The organism is uncultured Zoogloea sp. (assembly GCF_937894855.1).
GTDB lineage: Bacteria > Pseudomonadota > Gammaproteobacteria > Burkholderiales > Rhodocyclaceae > Zoogloea > Zoogloea oryzae.
Genome location: NZ_CALAYQ010000208.1, coordinates 1 through 17,643 on the forward strand (window position 1 = coordinate 1; position 17,643 = coordinate 17,643).

Below are 17,643 nucleotides of genomic sequence, written 5' to 3' on the forward strand. Positions count from 1 at the left end.
CAAGGATGCAGCCCGAGTTGCGCTCTTATGAGCCGGATCGCTCTCGAGTACCCAGCGCCGAACGAGGTTGGCATTGAGGCCGTTGGCCAGCGCAACCGCAGCCGTTGAAACGCCGGGTGCCTTGCACGCGGCCACGATCTCTGCCTTAAAGGTGTCGCTGTACCGACCACGACGCCGACCGGCGGTGGGAAGATTGACTGTTGAAGCGTCCATGTGTCCTCCAGAAGATGGTGTTGGAGGACATGATCGTCAGGGGATTACGAGCGACTGAGGAGATGACTTGGCTGGACGCTTACAAACATCTGGGCGTAGGTCTTGCTGGCGTTGCCGTGGTAGCAGTAGATGAGCACCGGCGCGGCCTTGTCGAGGCGGCGCGTCCAGGCAAAGAAGCGGTCTTCGGCCAGATGGGCGGCGCCGTCGATGTGGCCGCGCTGGTAGCTCGCCATGTCGCGCACGTCGATGAGCGCAACGCCCGGTTCGCTGCGGATCAGCGCCACGGCGTCGGCGGCGGGGATGCAGTGGTAGGTCATGGGTGGTTCCTCTTGCGAGTTCATCGGGAATAGTTGGAAAGCAAAGGCCGGGTTGGTCTGTAGGTCGGACTTCAGTCCGACAAGAGCACCCCCGAACCGGCCGTGTTGTCGGACTGAAGTCCGACCTACAGGGTGTTCAGGCGGCTGCGGTGGTCTTCTCCAGCAGCAGGGGCTTGACCTGCGCCAGCCAGGTGTCGATGCGCTCGTCGGTGAACATGCCTTGCGTGCGCTGGTCGATGATGAGGCCGACGAAGCGCCCGTCCACCACCGCCGCGGAGTGGGCGAAGGTGTAGCCGTCGGTCGGCCAGTCGCCGATGATCTCGGCGCCCCAGCCCTTGAACACCGTGTAGAGCGCGAACAACGAGCTGCAGAAGCGCTCGGAGTAGCGCTCCTGGGCGCCGAGGCCGAAGAAGGCGATGCGCTTGCCGGTGAGGTCCGGCGCGGTGTCGAACTGGGCGAGAAACTCCTCCCAGTTGGGCTCGAAGCAGCCGGAGGCGCCCTTGCCGGGGATGTCGCCCTCGCCGTAGCTGGGCGTGCCGAGGATCAGCGCGTCGTACTGAAGCATCTCGGCGGGGGTGATGCGGTTGACGTTGATCGGCTTGTCGCAGATGTCCTCGCCGATCTTCTTGTGCAGCTTTTTAGCCACCAGGCGGGTGGTGCCGGTTTCGGTGCCGAAGAAAAGGCCAATCTTGTTCATGTTCGCTCCCGAGCTTCGATCAGACGGGGTGGCACGCCTGTTGCACGCCACCGTTCAAGCCCCCGGCGGCTGTCGCTTTGCCGACATCGCCAGGCACATTCAAGCCAACCCCACGGAGCCAGCCATGCCAGCCACCACCATCGACCACAAGGGCACGCCCGTCGCCATTGGCGATCCGGTCCGCGTCCTCGAGATCAACCTCGACCCCGATCTGGACGAGGACGAGCTGATCATGTTCGAGGACATGATCGGCGCCGTCTGCGAGGTCGAACGCATCGACCCGGACGGCACCGCCTGGGTAGCCCTGTGGTGGAACGGCGACGAAGGCACGCTCACCACGCAGGTGGGGCTGTCGCCGGCGCAGATGGCGCGGGTGTAAAGCCGAGGCTGCTGGCCGGGCCAACACCCGGCCGGTGCCGCAAAGCGCCGGAGGGCTCATTCCTCTTCCTGGGCGCTGTAGTTCTTCAGGCGCTTTTCTGCCGCCACGCCCAGCACCTTGAGCAGCCAGGGCGGGGGGGAATCGACCATCGCCTTCTGGAACTGGGAGACGATCTCCAGCGCCGGGCCGCCGTCGGCGATCTTGATGGGGTAGATGTCGGCGCGGATCACCTTGGCCGCCGCCGGCCCGCCAATCGACACCACGTAGCACACGTGGCAATCGCCGATGAGCTGGGCGCGCCACAGGTTCTTGTCCTCGGCGAGGTCGGCGTCCATCGTGTCGCGGATGTCCACCAGGCGGATCTCGTCGGGCGACACCTGATACACCAGAAAGCGTAGGCACGAGCCGAAGTGGCCGGAGAGCGTGTCGCCCTTGTCGGACGCCACCGCCACCCGCACCGAGCCGGGCATGTCGCCCTCGTCGTAGGGCTGGATCTTGGGCAGCGAGTCGTCGCCCTGGGTGTCACCCCACAGGATGCGCGCCGCCAGCTTCATGGCCTCCAGCCCGATCCCGATGTCCTCACCGTCTTCCTCGCCATCCGCGCTGGCGAAGCCGGTCTTGAGCATCGTCACCGTCACCTGACGGAGCATCTCCTCGTCGATCTCGTCGCCCAGCCGGCGCTGCAGCAGCTCGATCAGGCTCGACAAGGACGCGTTGGGCATGGCCCGGGCCGCCAGGGCGATGCGCAGGGCGGCTTCCCGGGTCACCGGGGGCTTGGTTCTGGTATCCATGGTTGGGTCTCTGCGAAGTGGGGGTTGTTGGGTGTTGTGGGTGTTTTCCCCTTCCCCTTGCAGAGATGGTGCCAGCCGCCCGCCAGCGCCCGCGCGTCGCTAACTGCTTGATTTCTTGCAGGCATGGCCTTTGCTAAAAGAAGCCCAAACCCACCGGAAACGCCAATCGTGTCGGATATCCCACAAAACCCCGTCGCCCCCGACAACCCACTCGCCGCCTACCACGCCCGCACCCGCCACCGTTTCGAGGCCTTCGCCGAAGGCCCCGGCCAGCTCGACTGGGACGCCCAGCCCGCAGCCTTCCGGCACTACGCCGGTGCGCCGGTTTCGCTGCTGCCGCTGGCCGCCGACCGCTTCGAGCGGCCCTTCGGCGATCTGGACGTGCCGCCGGCAACGCCCATCCCGGCGGATGCGACCAGCCTTGGCGCGCTGCTGGAGCTGGCCTTCGGCCTCTCCGCGTGGAAGAGCTGGGGCCCCAACCGCTGGGCGCTGCGCTGCAACCCGTCGTCGGGCAACCTGCATCCGGTCGAAGCCTACGTGCTGGCCGCCGGCGTGCCGGGCGTGGCCGACGGGCTGCATCACTACGATCCCGAGGACCACGCCCTCGAAGGCCGCGCGCTCGTCGCCCCTGATGGCGGCCGCTGGCTGGCGGTGGGGATATCGAGCGTGATGTGGCGCGAAGCCTGGAAGTACGGCGAGCGGGCCTTCCGCTACTGCCAGCTCGACGTAGGCCACGCGGTGGCCGCGCTGGCCTACGCCGCCGCGCTGTTGGGCTGGGAGGTCGCGCCGCTTACGCTACCGTCCGGCACCCTGGCTGGGCTGATGGGGCTCGATCGGGAGGACGACTTCCCCACCGGACGCTTCTCCTTCACCGAAGACGAAGAACCCGAAATCCTGCTGGCGATCCGCGCGCCGGGCATCCACGCCCCGCCCGCCGGGCCGGCGCTGCTGGACTGGATCGCCCCCGCCAGCTGGCACGGCAGCCCCAGCGCCATCGACCCGTCGCCGGGCTACCGCTGGCCGATCGTCGACAAAGCCGCCCGCTTCAGCCGCCGCCCGGCGGATGCGCTGCCTGCGCTGCACCCGGTGTTTCCGCGCCTGCCGGCGCTGCCGCCCCACGCCACCGCCAGCGGCGCCGCGCAGATCATCCGCCAGCGCCGCAGCGGCCAGCGCTTCGACCCACGGCACACGCTGCCCCGGGCGGATTTCTACCGGATGCTCGACGCCCTGCTGCCCCGGCCGCGGGCGCCCTTCACGGCCCAGGAGGCCGACCCGGCGATTCATCTGCTGCTCTTCGTGATGCGCGTGGACGGCCTGCCGACCGGCCTCTACCTGCTGCCCCGCACGCCGGATGCGGCGATCCCTGCCGACCTGGGCACGCCCCGCCCGGCGGCCGACTTCGCGCCGGATTGCCCGCCCCACCTGGGCCTCGTCCAGCTGGCGGCACTGGGGCTGCAGGAAGTCCAGCGCCTCGCCCGATCCCTGTCGTGCCACCAGGACATCGCCTCCACCAGCGCCTTTTCGCTAGGCATGGTGGCGGATTTCGCCCGCCTGGGCAGCGACGGCCACGCCTACCGCAGCCTGCTCCGCGAGGCCGGCATCGTCGGCCAGGTGCTGTACCTCGAAGCCGAAGCCGCCGGCGTGCGCGGCACCGGCATCGGCTGCTTCTTCGACGAGCCGGTGCACCAGGCCTTCGGCCTCGCCGGCACCCGCTGGCAGAGCGTCTATCACTTCACCGTGGGCACGCCGGTGACGGACGCGCGCATCGAAACCAGCCCACCCTATCCCCAACGCGCGCAGGACAATTCATGACCCCAGCCCTTGCCGAATTCTTCGCCACCCACGGCTTCGACCCCGCCAGGCCTTCGGCCCTGCAGCCGGACCGGCGCTTCACGCCGCTGATGCGCGCCGCCAAGGAAGGCCGGCTCGACGTGGTGGATGAGCTCCTCACCTGGGGCGTGGATGTGGCCGTGACCAATGCCGATGGCTGCAACGCCCTGTGGCTGGCCTGCTACAACGGCAGCCACGCGATCATCGACCGGCTGCTCCAGGCGGGCATCGACATCGACCGCCAGAACGACACCGGCGCCACCTGCCTGATGTACGTGGCCTCCAACAGCAAGCCCGATCTAGTGCAGCTGCTGCTGGAGCGCGGCGCCAACCCACGGCTCGCCAACCACGACGACTTCACCGCGCTGGATCTGGCCGCGTCGCTGCCCTGCCTCAGGCTGCTCCAGGCCGCGTGAGGGGCGAGATTTGGGTCTGGCCCGGCTGTCGCTTAAACTAGCCGTCTTTGATTTACCTCCCGGCCGAACCCGGCCCGCTCCATGCAAGACAGCCTCCCCACGCCCGCCGTCACCTGCTACGGCATCAAGAACTGCGACACCATGAAGAAGGCCCTCGCCTGGCTCGACGAGCACGGTGTGAGCTACCACTTCCACGACTACAAGAAATCCGGCATCGACTCGGGCCGGCTCCACGCCTGGAGCAAGGCCATCGGCTGGAAGACCCTCATCAACACCCGCGGCACCACCTGGCGCAAGCTCACGCCCGAGCAACAGGCCATCGACACCCAGAGCGCCGCCGTGCAGCTGATGCAGGCCAACCCCAGCCTGATTCGCCGCCCGGTGCTCGAAACCGCCGGCGGCCAGCTCCTGGTCGGCTTCGACCCCGCCCTCTACGCCAGCCTCGTCACCCCCGCCGGAGCCCCCGAATGAGCGAACCCAGCAGCTACGTCCAACGCTTTCTCCTCGACGACCTCGACATCCGCGGCGCCATCGTCCTGCTCGACGACGTCTGGCAGGCCATGCAGCACAACCGCGACTACCCCACCGCCGTGCGCGACCTGCTCGGCGAGATGAGCGCCATCGGTTGCGTGATCGGCGGCAACCTCAAGCAGCCCGGCCGGCTCACCATGCAGCTGCAGGGCCACGGCCCGGTCAATCTGCTGGTGGTGGACATCACCGAAACCCTCAACCTGCGCGGGCACGCCAAGTCGTCCGACGAGGCCGCCAGCAAGACCGGCGTCGGCGAGCTGATCGGCGACGGCCAGCTCCTGCTGTCCCTCGACATGCCCGAACTGCGCCACCCCTACCAGAGCTACGTACCCATCGAAGGCGACACCATCGCCGCGATCTTCGAGCACTACCTCACCCAATCCGAACAGCAGCCCGCCGTGCTGCACACCGCCTGCTCCGGCAACCGCGCCGCCTGCCTCTTCCTGCAGAAGCTGCCCGACGCCGACAACAAAGACCCGGACGGCTGGGACCGCGTCACCCGCCTCGCCGCCACCCTGCGCGCCGACGAGCTGCTGGGCCTCGCCCCCGAGGAGATCCTCACCCGCCTGTTCCACCAGGAAACCGTCCGCCTGTTCGAAGCACGCGAAGTCACCCACCACTGGCCGCTCGACTGGGAAAAGGTACGCACCATGCTGCGTTCCCTCGGCCGGGCCGAACTCGACGCCGTGCTCGCCGACCACGGCGTGGTGCTGATCCACGACGATCTTTCCAACCACGAGTACCGTCTCGACGCCGACGACGTGGCCGCGCTGTTCGCCGAGGAGCCCGCCGAACCCCGCACCCTGCATTGATTCCGGGCCCGCGGCCCGGCGGACTTGCCCTAAACCTGTGTCAAAAGTAGACTTGGGCGGTTTTAGTCCGCGCATCCGCACCCAAAATCCATGGCCGAAGCATCATCCCTGCAGGGCAAACTGATCGAGTTCAAAGGCGCCAGCCTGGCAGTGATGACCGCCTACGTCCGTGACACGGACCCGGTGCGCCTCGCCGACGCCCTGCACATGATGCTTGGCGGCATGCCCGACTTCTTCGCCGGCGAACCGGCGATCCTCGATCTGGGCCAGCTCGCCGCCGATCCCGACCGCATCGACTGGACCGGCCTGCTGAGTCTGCTGCGCCGCTACCAGCTCCAGCCGGTGGGCGTGCGCCACCTGCCCGAGCACCTCTATGAAGGCGCCCGCCGCGCCGGCCTGGCGGTGCTCGGCAACGAAGGCTTCTCGGCCGAACGCACGGTCACCCCGCCACCGCCGGCCCCCGTCGCGGCCCCCGCTCCCGCTCCTGAACCCGCGCCGGCACCGGCCACCGCCGCCGAACCTGTGCCCCAGGCCGCCGCCGGCACCGAACCCGGCCACGCGCCCACCCTGGTGGTGGATCGCCCGCTGCGCTCCGGCCAGCAGGTGTATGCCAAGGGTGGCGATCTGGTGCTGCTCGCCGGCATGAGCCCCGGCTCCGAGATCATCGCCGACGGCAGCATCCACTGCTACGGCCCACTGCGTGGCCGTGCCCTGGCCGGCGCCCGCGGCGACACCTCGGCGCGCATCTTCAGCACCAATTTCGGTCCCGAGCTCGTCTCCATCGCCGGCGTCTATCGCACCTTCGATCGCGGCATCCCGCAAGCCGTGGCCGGGCGTGGCGCCCAGGTCCGGCTGACCGGCTCGGACAATCTGCATACTCTCGAAATCAATCCGCTCCAGTACGACTGAAGCGAATCAACACCGAAGGGAACATCGTGGCACGCGTCATCGTAGTAACGTCCGGCAAGGGCGGCGTCGGCAAGACCACCACCAGCGCGAGCATCTCCAGCGGCCTGGCCCTGCGCGGCTACAAGACCGCCGTGATCGACTTCGACGTCGGCCTGCGCAACCTCGACCTCATCATGGGCTGCGAGCGCCGCGTGGTGTACGACCTCATCAACGTGGTCAATGGCGAAGCCAACCTGCACCAGGCCCTCATCAAGGACAAGCACTGCGAGAACCTCTTCATCCTTCCCGCGTCCCAGACCCGCGACAAGGACGCGCTGACCGAAGAAGGCGTCGAGAAGGTGCTCAAGGAGCTCGAGCACATGGGCTTCGACTACGTGGTGTGCGATTCCCCCGCCGGCATCGAGCGTGGCGCCGTGATGGCCCTCACCTTCGCCGACGAAGCCATCGTCGTCACCAACCCAGAAGTCTCCTCGGTGCGCGACTCCGACCGCATCCTGGGCATCCTGCAGAGCAAGAGCCGCCGCGCCATCGAAGGCCGCGAGGCGGTGAAGGAGCACCTGCTCGTCACCCGCTACTCGCCCAAGCGCGTCGAGGACGGCGAAATGCTGTCCTACAAGGACGTGCAGGAGCTCCTGCGCATCCCGCTGATCGGAGCCATCCCCGAATCCGACGACGTGCTGCAGGCCTCCAACCAGGGCACGCCGGCCATCCACCTGAAGGACAGCGACGTCGCCACCGCGTATCAGGACGTGGTCGCGCGCTTCCTCGGCGAAGATCGCCCCCTGCGCTTCGTCGCCTACGAAAAACCGGGCCTGCTGAAGCGGCTGTTCGGAGGCAAGTGAGATGTCCCTCCTCTCCTACTTTTTCGGCTCCAAGCCCAAGACCGCCTCGGTGGCCAAGGAGCGCCTGTCGCTGCTCATCGCCCACGAGCGCAGCGCCAACCAGCCGACGCCGGATTTCCTCCCGGCCCTGCAGCGCGAGCTGATCGAGGTCATCTCCAAGTACGTCAACGTCTCCGCCGACGACATCAAGGTCCAGCTCGGCAAGCGCGACAACTACGAGATCCTCGAAGTGGACATCACGCTGCCCGAACAACAGCCCAAGTAAGCCGGCTGCCGCCCGGATGGTGAAATTGGTAAACACTGCGGACTTAAAATCCGCCGCCGTAAGGCTTACGGGTTCAAGTCCCGTTCCGGGCACCACTTACTCAAGGCAATTTTCGTGATCGTCCTCGACCTCATCTGCGACCAGGAGCACCGTTTCGAGGCGTGGTTCGCCTCGGGCGACGCCTTCGAGCAGCAGCGGGCCGCCGGGCTCGTCAACTGCCCTCACTGTGATTCCCACGAAGTGCGCCGGCTGCCGTCGGCCCCCTACGTGCAGACCAGCTCCCATTCCGCGCCGGTGCTGCCCGAACCCGATCCGGCCGCCATCGCCGCGCGGCTCGTCGAAGCCCTGCGCAGCGCCGCCAGCCAGTCGGAAGACGTGGGCGAGCGCTTCCCCGAAGAAGCCCGCCGCATCCACCGGGGCGACGCCGAGGAGCGCGCGATCCGCGGCAAGGCCAACCGCAGCGACCTGCTCGAGCTGATGGACGAAGGCATCCCGGTGCTGCCGGTTCCGCCGGACAAGGAAGACCTGCACTAAGGCACTACCGCTCAAATCAAAAGCCGCCCGGCTGGCATGGCCAGGGGCGGCTTTTTTGTTGCTGGCTGCGGCGCGATCAGCGCTTGAACCGCTCCGTCACCTCGGCCACGCGCTGGCCAAACAGGCGGGCGGTTTCCAGGTCGCCGACGGGGATCTCGTCGGGGCTGGCGTCGGACGGGGTCTGGGCCATGGCGCCGCTGAAAGAGCCCACGTAGTTCACGTCATTACGCTGGGCCGCCTTGCTGTTGGACGGCATCAGGCCGGTGCCCACCCAGATCCCGCTGTGCTGCATGGCCAGGGTGAAGAGGTAGTGCAGCGTCGACAGTTTGTCGCCGTTCATCGTGGCGCTGTTGGTGAAGCCGGCAAACACCTTGTCCTTCCACGCCTGGGTGAACCAGGCCTTGCTGGAGGCGTCGGCGAACTTCTTGAACTGCCAGCTCACGGTGCCCATGTAGGTCGGGCTGCCCATCACGATGGCGTCGGCGGCGTTGAGGGCGGCCCACGCGGCTTCGGGCAGGTTGCCCTCGGCGTCGATGGCGAGGAGATCAGCGCCCGCGCCCTTGGCGACGGCCTCGGCGAGGCGCTGGGTGTGGCCGTAGCCGGAATGGAAGACGACGACGATCTTGGACATGGTGGGGTTCCTTTTCTATGGGGTTGGGGTGTGCAATGGGAAATCAGGGGGCGAGATCGAAGACCAGCACTTCGGCATCCTCGCCGCCGGTGAGGGCCAGGCTGGCCTCGCCGGAGAGCAGCGCGGCGTCGCCGCCAGCGAGCGCCTGGCCATTCACCGTCAGCCGGCCGCGCACCAGATGCACGTAGGCCTTGCGGGCCGGGTCGAGGGCCAGCGTGGCGGCCTCGGCGCCGTCGAACAGCCCGGCGTAGAGGCGCGCGTCGGCATGAATCGTCACCGAGCCCTCCGCACCGTCGGGCGAGGCCACCAGACGCAACTGGCCGCGCTTGTCGGCGTCGGCGAAGCGCTTCTGCTCGTAGCCCGGGTCGATGCCGGTCTGGCTCGGCTCGATCCAGATCTGCAGGAAGTGGGTCTGGCGGTTGGCGGCGTGGTTGAACTCGCTGTGGCGCACACCCCGGCCGGCGCTCATGCGCTGGACTTCGCCGGGGGTGATCGCGGTGCCGTTGCCCATGCTGTCCTTGTGGGCCAGCTCGCCTTCGAGCACGTAGCTGATGATCTCCATGTCCCGGTGGCCGTGGGTGCCGAAGCCGGTGCCGGGGGCGATGCGGTCTTCGTTGATGACGAGCAGGTTGCCCCAGCCCGTCCACGCCGGGTCGAAGTAGCCGGCGAAGCTGAAGGAGTGGTGGCTGGTCAGCCAGCCGTGGTCGGCGTAGCCTCGGTCGTGGGAGCGGCGTATGTTCAGCATGGCGTTGTCTCCTGTTGGTGAAGCCATTGTGGTCGCCGCCGATGCCTTCGCGGTGCAGGGGCTTTGATGGCATCATTCAAAATATCTGAACGATTAAGCCTCCCATGCCCCAAAACCCACCCACCCCGCGGGACGTCCTCACCCCCGAGGCCTTCGCCCTGCTCCAGCGCATCGCCGATACCGGCAGCTTCGCCGCGGCGGCCCGCGCGGTGGGCATGGTGCCCAGCGCCCTCAACTACCGGGTGCGCCAGATCGAGGACGCGCTGGATGTACTGCTGTTCGACCGCAGCTCGCGCCAGGCCCGGCTCACCGAGGCCGGCCACGAACTGCTGCGCGAAGGCGGCCGGCTGCTGGGCGAGATCGACGCGGTGGCCAACCGGGTGCGCCGCGTCGCCACCGGCTGGGAGCCGCAGTTCACCGTGGCGGTGGACGGGGTGATCAACCGCAGCACGCTGCTGGAGCTGTGCGCGCGCTTCCTGGCGATGGCGCCGCCCACCCGCCTGCGCCTGCGCGACGAGACGCTCTCGGGCACCCTGGAGGCGCTCACCTCCGGCCAGGCCGATCTGGCCCTCGGGCTGGTCGTCCCGGCGGCGCCGGCGCTGGATCTGCTTGCCCGCCCGATGGGCGAGCTGCGCTTCATCTTCGCGGTGGCGCCCCACCACCCGCTCGCCCAGTCGACCGAGCCCATCAGCGACGCGGCGCTGCGCGCCCATCGCGCCGTGGCGGTGGCCGATTCCACCCAGCGCGGCGGCGGCGTCACCTACGGCCTGCTGGAAGGGCAGGACGTATTCACCGTGCCTGATCTGCCCACCAAGCTCGACGCCCAGCTGCGCGGCCTTGGGGCCGGCTTCCTGCCCGAGTGCATGGCCCGCCCCTTCCTCGACAGCGGCCGGCTGGTGGAGCGCCCGGTCGAGCGCCAGACCCGCAACTTCCAGCTGAGCTACGCGTGGCGCAAGTCCAAGGCGCCGGGCAAGGCGATCCAGTGGTGGCTGGAACAGCTGGACAACCCCGTCACCCGGGAAGCCCTGCTCACCCGCGGGCGCAGCGCATGAAGACCATCGACGCCCTCGCCCGCGGGCTGGAGGTGCTACGCAGCCTCGAAGAACGCCGCGGCCAGTCGCTGGCCGAGCTGCACCGCGCCACCGGCGTGCCCAAGCCCAGCCTGCTGCGCATCCTCGACACCCTGGAACAGGGCGGCTTTGCGTGGCGCGCCATCGGCGACGGGCGCTACCGGCGCCGGGTGTCGCTGATCTTCCGGCCGGGCATCGACGACGAGCTGCTGCGCATCGGCGAGATCGCCGCGCCCTTCCTCGAAGCCCTGCGCCGCAAGGTGATCTGGCCGTCGGACGTGCTGGTGCATCGCAACTTCCAGATGGAGATCGTCGAGACCTCCCGCCGCCAGAGCCACCTCAACGTGGCGGTGTACGCCATCGGCTTTCGGGTCGAGATGTTCCTGTCGGCGCCCGGGCGGGCCTACCTCGCCTTCTGCAGCGACGCCGAGCGGGCCGCCGTGCTGGCCGACGCGGCCGCCAATCCACCGGTGCTGGCCCGCGCCCGCCAGGTGCTGGCCGGCGAGCTGCCGGCGATCCTCGACGAAACCCGGCGCCTGGGCTACGCCTCCCGCGATCCGCTCTTCGGCGGCGACGGCGACAAGGAGATGAACGTGTCCGACGACGGCATCGACGCCATTGCGGTGCCGGTGATGCACGACGGCAAGCTGCTCGCCACCATGAATCTCGTGTGGCCGCGCAAGTACCGGCTCAAGGCCCAGATCGTCCGCAGCCACCTGGCCGACCTGCAGGACACCGCCGCCGCCATCGCCGCGGCCGCCGCCGAAACGGAGAAACGTTCCACTGAGTGAAACGGGCATCACCTGGAAATGAAAATCTCGAGATACCGTGCAAGTATCGCGATACCCGACGAGCCCCATCAGCCGCCGGCAAAACAACAGCCAGGAGACACCCGATGAAACCCCTTCCGCTGCTTCTGTCGAAGCTGTGCCTGCCCGCCCTCGCCCTGCCGCTGGCCTTTGCAGCTAGCGCCGCCGAGCCGGCAAAGCGCCCCAACATCCTCCTCATCGTCGCCGACGATCTGGGCTACACCGACCTCGGCGCCTACGGGGCCGAGATCGCCACGCCCAACCTCGACAAGCTCGCCGATACCGGCGTGAAGATGACCAGCTTCTACGCCTCGCCCTTCTGCTCGCCCACCCGGGCGATGCTGATGTCCGGCAGCGACAACCACCTGGTGGGCTTTGGCGACATGGCCGAGCTCATCACGTCGGAACAAAAGGGCAAGCCCGGCTACGAGGGCAACCTCAACGAGCGCGTGGTGCCCATGGCGCAAGTGCTCAAGGACGCCGGCTACCGCACCGCGATGGCCGGCAAGTGGCACCTGGGCGTGGCCGAGCAGTTCAGCCCGGCCGCGCGGGGCTTCGAGCAGTCGTACGCGATGGTGATGGGCGGTGCCAGCCACTGGGGCGACCAGACCGGCATCGTGGCGATGGACCCGGCCAAGCCGCCCAAGGCCATCTACCGCGAGAACGGCAAGGCCATCGACATCCCCCGTGACGGCTTCTACTCGTCCGAAGCCTTCACCAACAAGCTGCTCGAATACATCAAGAACGGCGAAGGCTCCGGCAAGCCCTTCTTCGGCTACCTGGCCTTCACCGCACCCCACTGGCCCCTGCACGCCCCGGACGCCGACATCGCCAAGTACAAAGGCCGCTACAAGGAAGGCTACGACACGCTGCGCAAGGAACGCATCGAGCGCATGAAGAAGCTCGGCCTGATCGCCGCCGACACCCCGGTGTATGAAGGCCACCCCAACTGGCCCAAGTGGGACAGCCTCACCCCGGCCCAGAAGGAATCCGAGGCCCGCCGGATGACGGTTTACTCCGCGATGGTCGAGAACATGGACCGCCAGATCGGCCGCGTGCTCGCCTACCTCAAGGAGCGTGGCGAGCTGGACAACACCTTCATCTTCTTCATGTCCGACAACGGCGCCGACGGCAACTCGGTGTACGACGTGGGCCGCACCCGCGAGTGGATCCACAAGGACATGGACAACAGCACCGCCAACATCGGCAAGCCCGGCTCCTTCATCGAGTACGGCCCCGGCTGGGCCCAGGTGGGCATGAGCCCGTACAAGCTGTACAAGTCCTTCATGTACGAAGGCGGCATCTCGGTGCCGGCCATCGCCTGGGGCCCCGGCATCCGCGGCGGCAGCGTGAAGCGCGAGTTCGCCCACGTGATGGACGTCGCCCCGACGATCTTCGAACTGGCCGGCGCGAAGCACCCGGGCACCGAGTACAACGGCCGCGAAGTGTTGCCCCTGCGTGGCAAGTCGATGCTGCCCTACCTGCAGGGCAAGGCGAAGCAGGTGCGCGGCAAGGACGACGCGGTGGGCTGGGAACTCGGCGGGCGCAAGGCCCTGCGCAAGGGCGACTGGAAGATCGTCTATGCCAACCAGCCCTGGGGCACCGGCGACTGGGAGCTCTACAACATCGCCCGCGACCGCACCGAAAGCCGCAACCTCGCCGCCAGCCAGCCGGCCAAGCTGAAGGAGATGCTGGCCGAGTGGAAGCGCTACGTAGCCGAGACCGGCACCCTCGAGATCGACAACCTCGCCAACCGGCCCGGCTACAGCAACGGCGCCAAGTACTACGAGGATCTGGAGGTCGAGGTGAACATGAAGCCGCGCAACCCGGCGCCCACCACCAACTGAGCCTCCCCGAATGCGCGGCCTCCTGGGCACTCTGGTTACAGTCGCCGCCCTGGCCTCCCTCCCCTCCCTGGCGGGGGCGGCGACGCCCCCAGGAGAGCCGCGCGCCCACTACGTGGCCGACACCCGGTGCACCGCCTGCCACCCCCGGCAGGCGGCGGCCTGGAAGGGCTCCAAGCACGATCTGGCGATGCAGCCCGCCTCCCCCGCCGCAGTGCTGGGCGACTTCAACGATGCGCAATTCAGCGCCCCCGGCGAGACGGCCCGTTTCTTCCGCCGGGATTCGCGGCTCTTCATCAATACCATCGGCGACGACGGCAAGGCGACGGACTTTCCGGTCAGCCACGCCTTCGGCCTGCGCCCGCTCCAGCAGGTGCTGATCCCCCAGGCCGGCGGACGCCTGCAGGCCTTCACCGTCGCCTGGGACACCCAGCGGAAGCGCTGGTTTTCCCTCCACCCGGAAGGCGCCCTGCCGCCCGGATCGCCGCTCCACTGGACCGGCCGCTTCCAGAACTGGAACCTGATGTGCGGCGAGTGCCACACCACGGCTTTCCGCAAAGGCTACGACGACGCCACCGACCGCTACCGCAGCACCTGGGCCGCCGGCCACGTGGGCTGCCAGGCCTGCCACGGGCCGGCCAAGGCGCACGCCGACAGCGCCCGCCGGCCCGGAAAGAAACCGACACCCACGCCGATACCGACGCCCAACGGCGCCCTCGCCAGCGCCCACGGCCAGGTGGACCAATGCGCCAGCTGCCACGCCCGGCGCACCCGCCTCGTGGAAGAAGCCGCCCCCGGCAAGCCGCTTTTCGACAACTTCATCCCCGACACCCTGCGCGCCGGCCTCTACCACCCGGACGGCCAGCAGCTGGACGAGGTGTTCGAGTACGGCGGTTTCCGCCAGAGCCGCATGTACCAGGCCGGCGTGGCCTGCGCCGACTGCCATGAACCCCACGGCGGCAGCTTGCGCGCCAGCGGCAACGCCCTGTGCGTGCGCTGCCACAGCCCCGCGCCGGACCCACGCTTCCCCGGCCTGGAGGCCAAAAACTACGACGCGCCCGCCCACCACGGCCACGCCGCCGGCCAGCCCGGCAGCCAGTGCGTCGATTGCCACATGCCCAGCCGCGACTACATGGTCGTCCACGGCCGCCGCGACCACGCGATCCGCATCCCGCGGCCGGATCTCACTCGGCGCATCGGCACCCCCAACGCCTGCCAGGGCTGCCACGCCGACAAGCCGCCGGAATGGTTGGAGGCCGCCATCGACAAACAGCACGGCCACCGCGAACGCCCGCCCCATTACGGCGAAGTGATCGCCGCCGCCCGCGCCCACCAGCCCGGCTCAACCGCCCGACTCGCCGCGCTGATCGACGACACTTCCCAACCCGCCATCGTCCGCGCCACCGCCATCGAAACCCTCGCCGGCCTGGGCGCCCCGCTGCCCGCCAGCGCCTTTGCCGACCCCGACCCGGCCGTGCGCACTGCGGCCGCCGCAGCCCTCTCGATCCGCCCCGCCACCGAGCGCCTCGCCCGCCTGCCGGCGCTGCTGGCCGACCCGCTGCGGGCCGTGCGCATCACCGCCGCCCGGGGGCTGGCCGACATCCCGGCGGACCGGCTCGACGCCGACCAGCGCCGGCTGCGCGAACAAGGCATCGCCGGCTTCATCACCGCCCAGCAGGCCATGGCCGACATGCCCAGCGCGCAGGTGAATCTTGCCCAGCTCTACCTCGACCTGGGCAAGCAGACGGACGCCGAGCGCCACTACCGCCGCGCCATTGCCCAGCTGCCGTCCGGCAACGACGCCCGCCTCGCGCTGGCCCGGCTGCTGGTGGATCAGGGCCGCGGCGCGCAGGCCACGCAACTGCTGCGGGACGGCGTTCCGGCATCCAGCCAGCCCGGCCCCCTGCACTTCGCCCTCGGCCTCATCGCCGGCAAGGCCGGCCGCTGGGCCGAGGCCGCCGCCGAACTGGAACGCGCCGCCAGCCTGATGCCCGACGATGCCCGCGTCCGTCGCAACCTGGACGCGGTGCGCCAGCGCATGGCTCGGTAGGGCGCGAACGACGGAGAGCCTCCGTCCTGTAGGTCGGACTTCAGTCCGACACCACGGCTTGGTCATGCACGATTTGTCGGACTGAAGTCCGACCTGCAGGGGACATCCGGCCTAGCCGGCGCAGCGCAGCAGCACCTCGGCGAAGCGTGCGGGGGCCTCGGGGGCGACGCCGAGGAAGAGCTCGGGCTCGATGAGTTCCAGTTCCATCACCGCCGGGCGGCCATCGGGCAGACGCACCATGTCCACCCGGGCGTAGGTGGTCGGGGCCGGGGTGGCGGAGAGGGCCAGGGTCGCCAGTTCCACCTCGTCGGCGGCCGGCTGGTAGGGGTGGTTGGTGCCGCCGTACATGTCCTGCACCCGGTAGTCGCCGGCGGCCGGCTGCTTGCGGATGGCGTGAGAGAAGGCACCGCCGAAGTAGATCAGCGACACCTCGCCCTGGGCGGCGACGCTCTCGATGAAGGGCTGGACCAGCACGTCGCCCTCGGCCAGCAGCGCGGCCAGGTGGGCTTGGCAGGCCGGGTCGGTGGCGTGGGCCTTGAGGGCGCCGATGGCGCCGATCGACACCGCCGGTTTCACCACAACCTCGCCCCAGCCGGTGGCGGCGAGCCGGGCGGCGCCGTCCGCCGCGCCGCGATCCAGCCACAGGGTGGGCACGGTGGGGATGCCCTTGGCCGCCAGCTCGCGCAGGTAGGCCTTGTGGCTGTTCCATTCGATCACCGAGACTGGATTGACGAAGGCGGTGATCTGGCTGGTCCGCGCGGCCCAGGCGAGGAACTCGGGCAGGCGGCGGAAGTAATCCCACGGGGTACGCACTACCACCAGCGGATAGGCGGCCCAGTCTTCCGGGCTGTCCCACGGGGCGACGACGGCCTCGACGCCGATCTCGGCCAGCGCGGCGACCAGCAGGTGGGTTTCCGGGTCCGGCTTGGCCATGGTGGCGCCGGTGACGAGGACGATGCGAGTGGAGGCTTCCATGGGCGGGGCAGGCAGAGGAAAAGTCGGCCCGCCATTCTAGCGGCGATGGGCCGCGGCCCGGCCTGTCGGTAGCGTCAGCGCAGGCTGAACCACACCCGCTCGGCGTAGCGCCCGTCCTTGCCACGGGTGCCGGGGCCGGGCTCGCGGCGCACCGAATGAACCCATGGGGCTGTCGACAGTTCGTCCATGAAGGCATCCACGCCGGCCTCCTCGCCGGAGCGGATGCGGGCCACGAAGCCGGCGCCCTGGGCGTCGATGCCGTCGAGCACGGTGCCGGGCGGCAGCGCCGTGGATACGCGGCGCCGGAGCTCGGACGTGCCGATCGCCGGGCCGGAACGATCCGACGGCAGCGCGCCCATCGCCGACAGCCGGTGCCAGCGCACTTGCTCGCTGCGGGTGAAGGGAACCCGGATGTACTTGCAGCCGTCGCCGCACCACACCGGAAACTCCAGGTAGGTGGCGGTGACCTGCCGGGCCACCAGATTGCCGGCGGAATCCCGGGCCACGTAGAGCTCCTTGTAGCCCTCGCCCGAAAGGTCGCGAAACAGCGGATCGTCCCGCTCGATGAGCATGTACGGCCAACTGAGCTGCAGCCAGCCATCGTGGCAGGCCTCGGCGGCGGGCTGCAGGCGGATGATGCTCGCCCCTTCGCTGCCGGGCGCGCCGAGCTGCAGCTGCAGGCCCGCTTCGACGGTGCCGCTCAGGGTCACGTCAAACCACGGCTGGCGCCGGGCCTCGTCGGGCAGATGCTGGGTGACCAGCGCCAGAAAGATCAGCGGGTCGTCGTTGCGATATTGCCCGGCCAGCTGCGGGCAGCCCTTGCCCTTGGGGATCTCGAGGGGCGTCCAGTCGGCGGGGGTGCGCCCTTCGTCGCCACAGCCCGCCAGCAGCAGCGCCGCCAGCCCGGCGGCAAGGCGGGCACGGAGCGCGGGCGAGACATTGGGGAAGATCGGCATGGGCAGGCTGAAAGATCGACGGCCGCC

The 17,643-nt window shown here is 69.1% G+C and carries 21 protein-coding genes and 1 tRNA gene; 14 read left to right on the plus strand and 8 right to left on the minus strand.

The window, feature by feature from the left end; genetic code table 11:
• The 3 genes from Q0672_RS22540 to Q0672_RS22550 all read right to left on the minus strand — a co-directional run.
• Window positions 1–213 (minus strand): transposase (locus tag Q0672_RS22540; RefSeq protein ID WP_298626264.1); only part of this gene is annotated, 213 nt, incomplete at its 3' end.
• A 44-nt stretch (window positions 214–257) separates the two neighbouring features.
• Entirely contained in the window at window positions 258–530 is a 273-nt protein-coding gene (locus Q0672_RS22545; RefSeq protein WP_153161379.1) for a rhodanese-like domain-containing protein, read from the minus strand.
• A gap of 136 nt (window positions 531–666) precedes the next feature.
• Window positions 667–1,227: a flavodoxin gene (locus Q0672_RS22550; RefSeq protein WP_298626268.1), complete on the minus strand. Its 561-nt coding sequence runs from the start codon at window positions 1,225–1,227 to the stop codon at window positions 667–669.
• Between the two features lie 124 nt (window positions 1,228–1,351).
• Between Q0672_RS22550 and Q0672_RS22555 the strand changes: the two genes are divergently transcribed.
• Window positions 1,352–1,606, plus strand: a complete 255-nt coding sequence (locus Q0672_RS22555; RefSeq protein ID WP_153161377.1) for a hypothetical protein — start codon at window positions 1,352–1,354, stop codon at window positions 1,604–1,606.
• A 56-nt stretch (window positions 1,607–1,662) separates the two neighbouring features.
• On the opposite strand, the gene Q0672_RS22560 is transcribed toward Q0672_RS22555, so the two are convergent.
• Window positions 1,663–2,397 (minus strand): dinitrogenase iron-molybdenum cofactor biosynthesis protein, encoded by a 735-nt coding sequence (locus tag Q0672_RS22560; RefSeq protein ID WP_298626272.1) that lies wholly within the window; start codon window positions 2,395–2,397, stop codon window positions 1,663–1,665.
• Between the two features lie 168 nt (window positions 2,398–2,565).
• Here Q0672_RS22560 and Q0672_RS22565 point away from each other — a divergent pair, with 168 nt between their 5' ends.
• From Q0672_RS22565 to Q0672_RS22605, 9 genes are all read left to right on the plus strand, one after another.
• Window positions 2,566–4,209, plus strand: a complete 1,644-nt coding sequence (locus Q0672_RS22565; protein ID WP_298626275.1) for a SagB/ThcOx family dehydrogenase — start codon at window positions 2,566–2,568, stop codon at window positions 4,207–4,209.
• Window positions 4,206–4,643 carry an ankyrin repeat domain-containing protein gene (locus Q0672_RS22570; protein WP_298626278.1) on the plus strand — a complete coding sequence of 146 codons (438 nt, stop codon included), beginning with the start codon at window positions 4,206–4,208 and terminating at the stop codon, window positions 4,641–4,643. Before Q0672_RS22565 ends, Q0672_RS22570 begins: the two co-directional genes overlap by 4 nt.
• Window positions 4,644–4,724: 81 nt before the next feature.
• Window positions 4,725–5,114 (plus strand): ArsC family reductase, encoded by a 390-nt coding sequence (locus Q0672_RS22575; RefSeq protein ID WP_298626281.1) that lies wholly within the window; start codon window positions 4,725–4,727, stop codon window positions 5,112–5,114.
• Entirely contained in the window at window positions 5,111–5,986 is an 876-nt protein-coding gene (locus Q0672_RS22580; RefSeq protein WP_298626284.1) for an Hsp33 family molecular chaperone HslO, read from the plus strand. Before Q0672_RS22575 ends, Q0672_RS22580 begins: the two co-directional genes overlap by 4 nt.
• 90 nt (window positions 5,987–6,076) lie before the next feature.
• Window positions 6,077–6,895, plus strand: a complete 819-nt coding sequence (minC, locus tag Q0672_RS22585) for a septum site-determining protein MinC (RefSeq protein ID WP_298626287.1) — start codon at window positions 6,077–6,079, stop codon at window positions 6,893–6,895.
• 26 nt (window positions 6,896–6,921) lie between these two features.
• Window positions 6,922–7,737, plus strand: coding sequence for a septum site-determining protein MinD (gene minD / locus Q0672_RS22590; RefSeq protein WP_298626290.1), 816 nt, complete (start codon window positions 6,922–6,924; stop codon window positions 7,735–7,737).
• Window position 7,738: 1 nt separating this feature from the next.
• The gene (gene minE, locus Q0672_RS22595) at window positions 7,739–8,002 is read left to right on the plus strand and encodes a cell division topological specificity factor MinE (protein WP_153161370.1); all 264 of its coding nucleotides are present in this window, start codon (window positions 7,739–7,741) and stop codon (window positions 8,000–8,002) included.
• Between the two features lie 10 nt (window positions 8,003–8,012).
• A tRNA-Leu gene (locus tag Q0672_RS22600) sits at window positions 8,013–8,097 on the plus strand.
• Window positions 8,098–8,116: 19 nt separating this feature from the next.
• The gene (locus Q0672_RS22605; RefSeq protein WP_298626294.1) at window positions 8,117–8,536 is read left to right on the plus strand and encodes a DUF1178 family protein; all 420 of its coding nucleotides are present in this window, start codon (window positions 8,117–8,119) and stop codon (window positions 8,534–8,536) included.
• Between the two features lie 76 nt (window positions 8,537–8,612).
• On the opposite strand, the gene Q0672_RS22610 is transcribed toward Q0672_RS22605, so the two are convergent.
• A complete protein-coding gene (locus Q0672_RS22610; RefSeq protein WP_298626297.1) occupies window positions 8,613–9,167 on the minus strand; it encodes a flavodoxin family protein in 555 nt (184 codons plus the stop codon).
• 43 nt (window positions 9,168–9,210) lie between these two features.
• The gene (locus tag Q0672_RS22615; protein ID WP_298626299.1) at window positions 9,211–9,912 is read right to left on the minus strand and encodes a pirin family protein; all 702 of its coding nucleotides are present in this window, start codon (window positions 9,910–9,912) and stop codon (window positions 9,211–9,213) included.
• Window positions 9,913–10,016: 104 nt separating this feature from the next.
• Between Q0672_RS22615 and Q0672_RS22620 the strand changes: the two genes are divergently transcribed.
• The 4 genes from Q0672_RS22620 to Q0672_RS22635 all read left to right on the plus strand — a co-directional run bounded on the left by Q0672_RS22620 (window position 10,017) and on the right by Q0672_RS22635 (window position 15,685).
• The gene (locus tag Q0672_RS22620; RefSeq protein ID WP_298626301.1) at window positions 10,017–10,964 is read left to right on the plus strand and encodes a LysR family transcriptional regulator; all 948 of its coding nucleotides are present in this window, start codon (window positions 10,017–10,019) and stop codon (window positions 10,962–10,964) included.
• Window positions 10,961–11,773 carry a helix-turn-helix domain-containing protein gene (locus tag Q0672_RS22625; protein ID WP_298626304.1) on the plus strand — a complete coding sequence of 271 codons (813 nt, stop codon included), beginning with the start codon at window positions 10,961–10,963 and terminating at the stop codon, window positions 11,771–11,773. The genes Q0672_RS22620 and Q0672_RS22625 overlap by 4 nt, the downstream gene beginning before the upstream one ends.
• Before the next feature lie 104 nt (window positions 11,774–11,877).
• On the plus strand, window positions 11,878–13,638 hold the full coding sequence (locus Q0672_RS22630) for an arylsulfatase (RefSeq protein ID WP_298626307.1): 1,761 nt from the start codon (window positions 11,878–11,880) through the stop codon (window positions 13,636–13,638).
• Window positions 13,639–13,648: 10 nt separating this feature from the next.
• Complete coding sequence (locus Q0672_RS22635) at window positions 13,649–15,685, plus strand: ammonia-forming cytochrome c nitrite reductase subunit c552 (protein WP_298626310.1); 2,037 nt, start codon at window positions 13,649–13,651, stop codon at window positions 15,683–15,685.
• 111 nt (window positions 15,686–15,796) lie between these two features.
• On the opposite strand, the gene Q0672_RS22640 is transcribed toward Q0672_RS22635, so the two are convergent.
• Together Q0672_RS22640 and Q0672_RS22645 are read right to left on the minus strand one after the other, a co-directional pair.
• Window positions 15,797–16,660 carry a hypothetical protein gene (locus Q0672_RS22640; protein ID WP_298626313.1) on the minus strand — a complete coding sequence of 288 codons (864 nt, stop codon included), beginning with the start codon at window positions 16,658–16,660 and terminating at the stop codon, window positions 15,797–15,799.
• Window positions 16,661–16,734: 74 nt separating this feature from the next.
• Window positions 16,735–17,616 carry a hypothetical protein gene (locus tag Q0672_RS22645; RefSeq protein WP_298626316.1) on the minus strand — a complete coding sequence of 294 codons (882 nt, stop codon included), beginning with the start codon at window positions 17,614–17,616 and terminating at the stop codon, window positions 16,735–16,737.
• Between the last annotated feature and the right edge of the window lie 27 nt (window positions 17,617–17,643).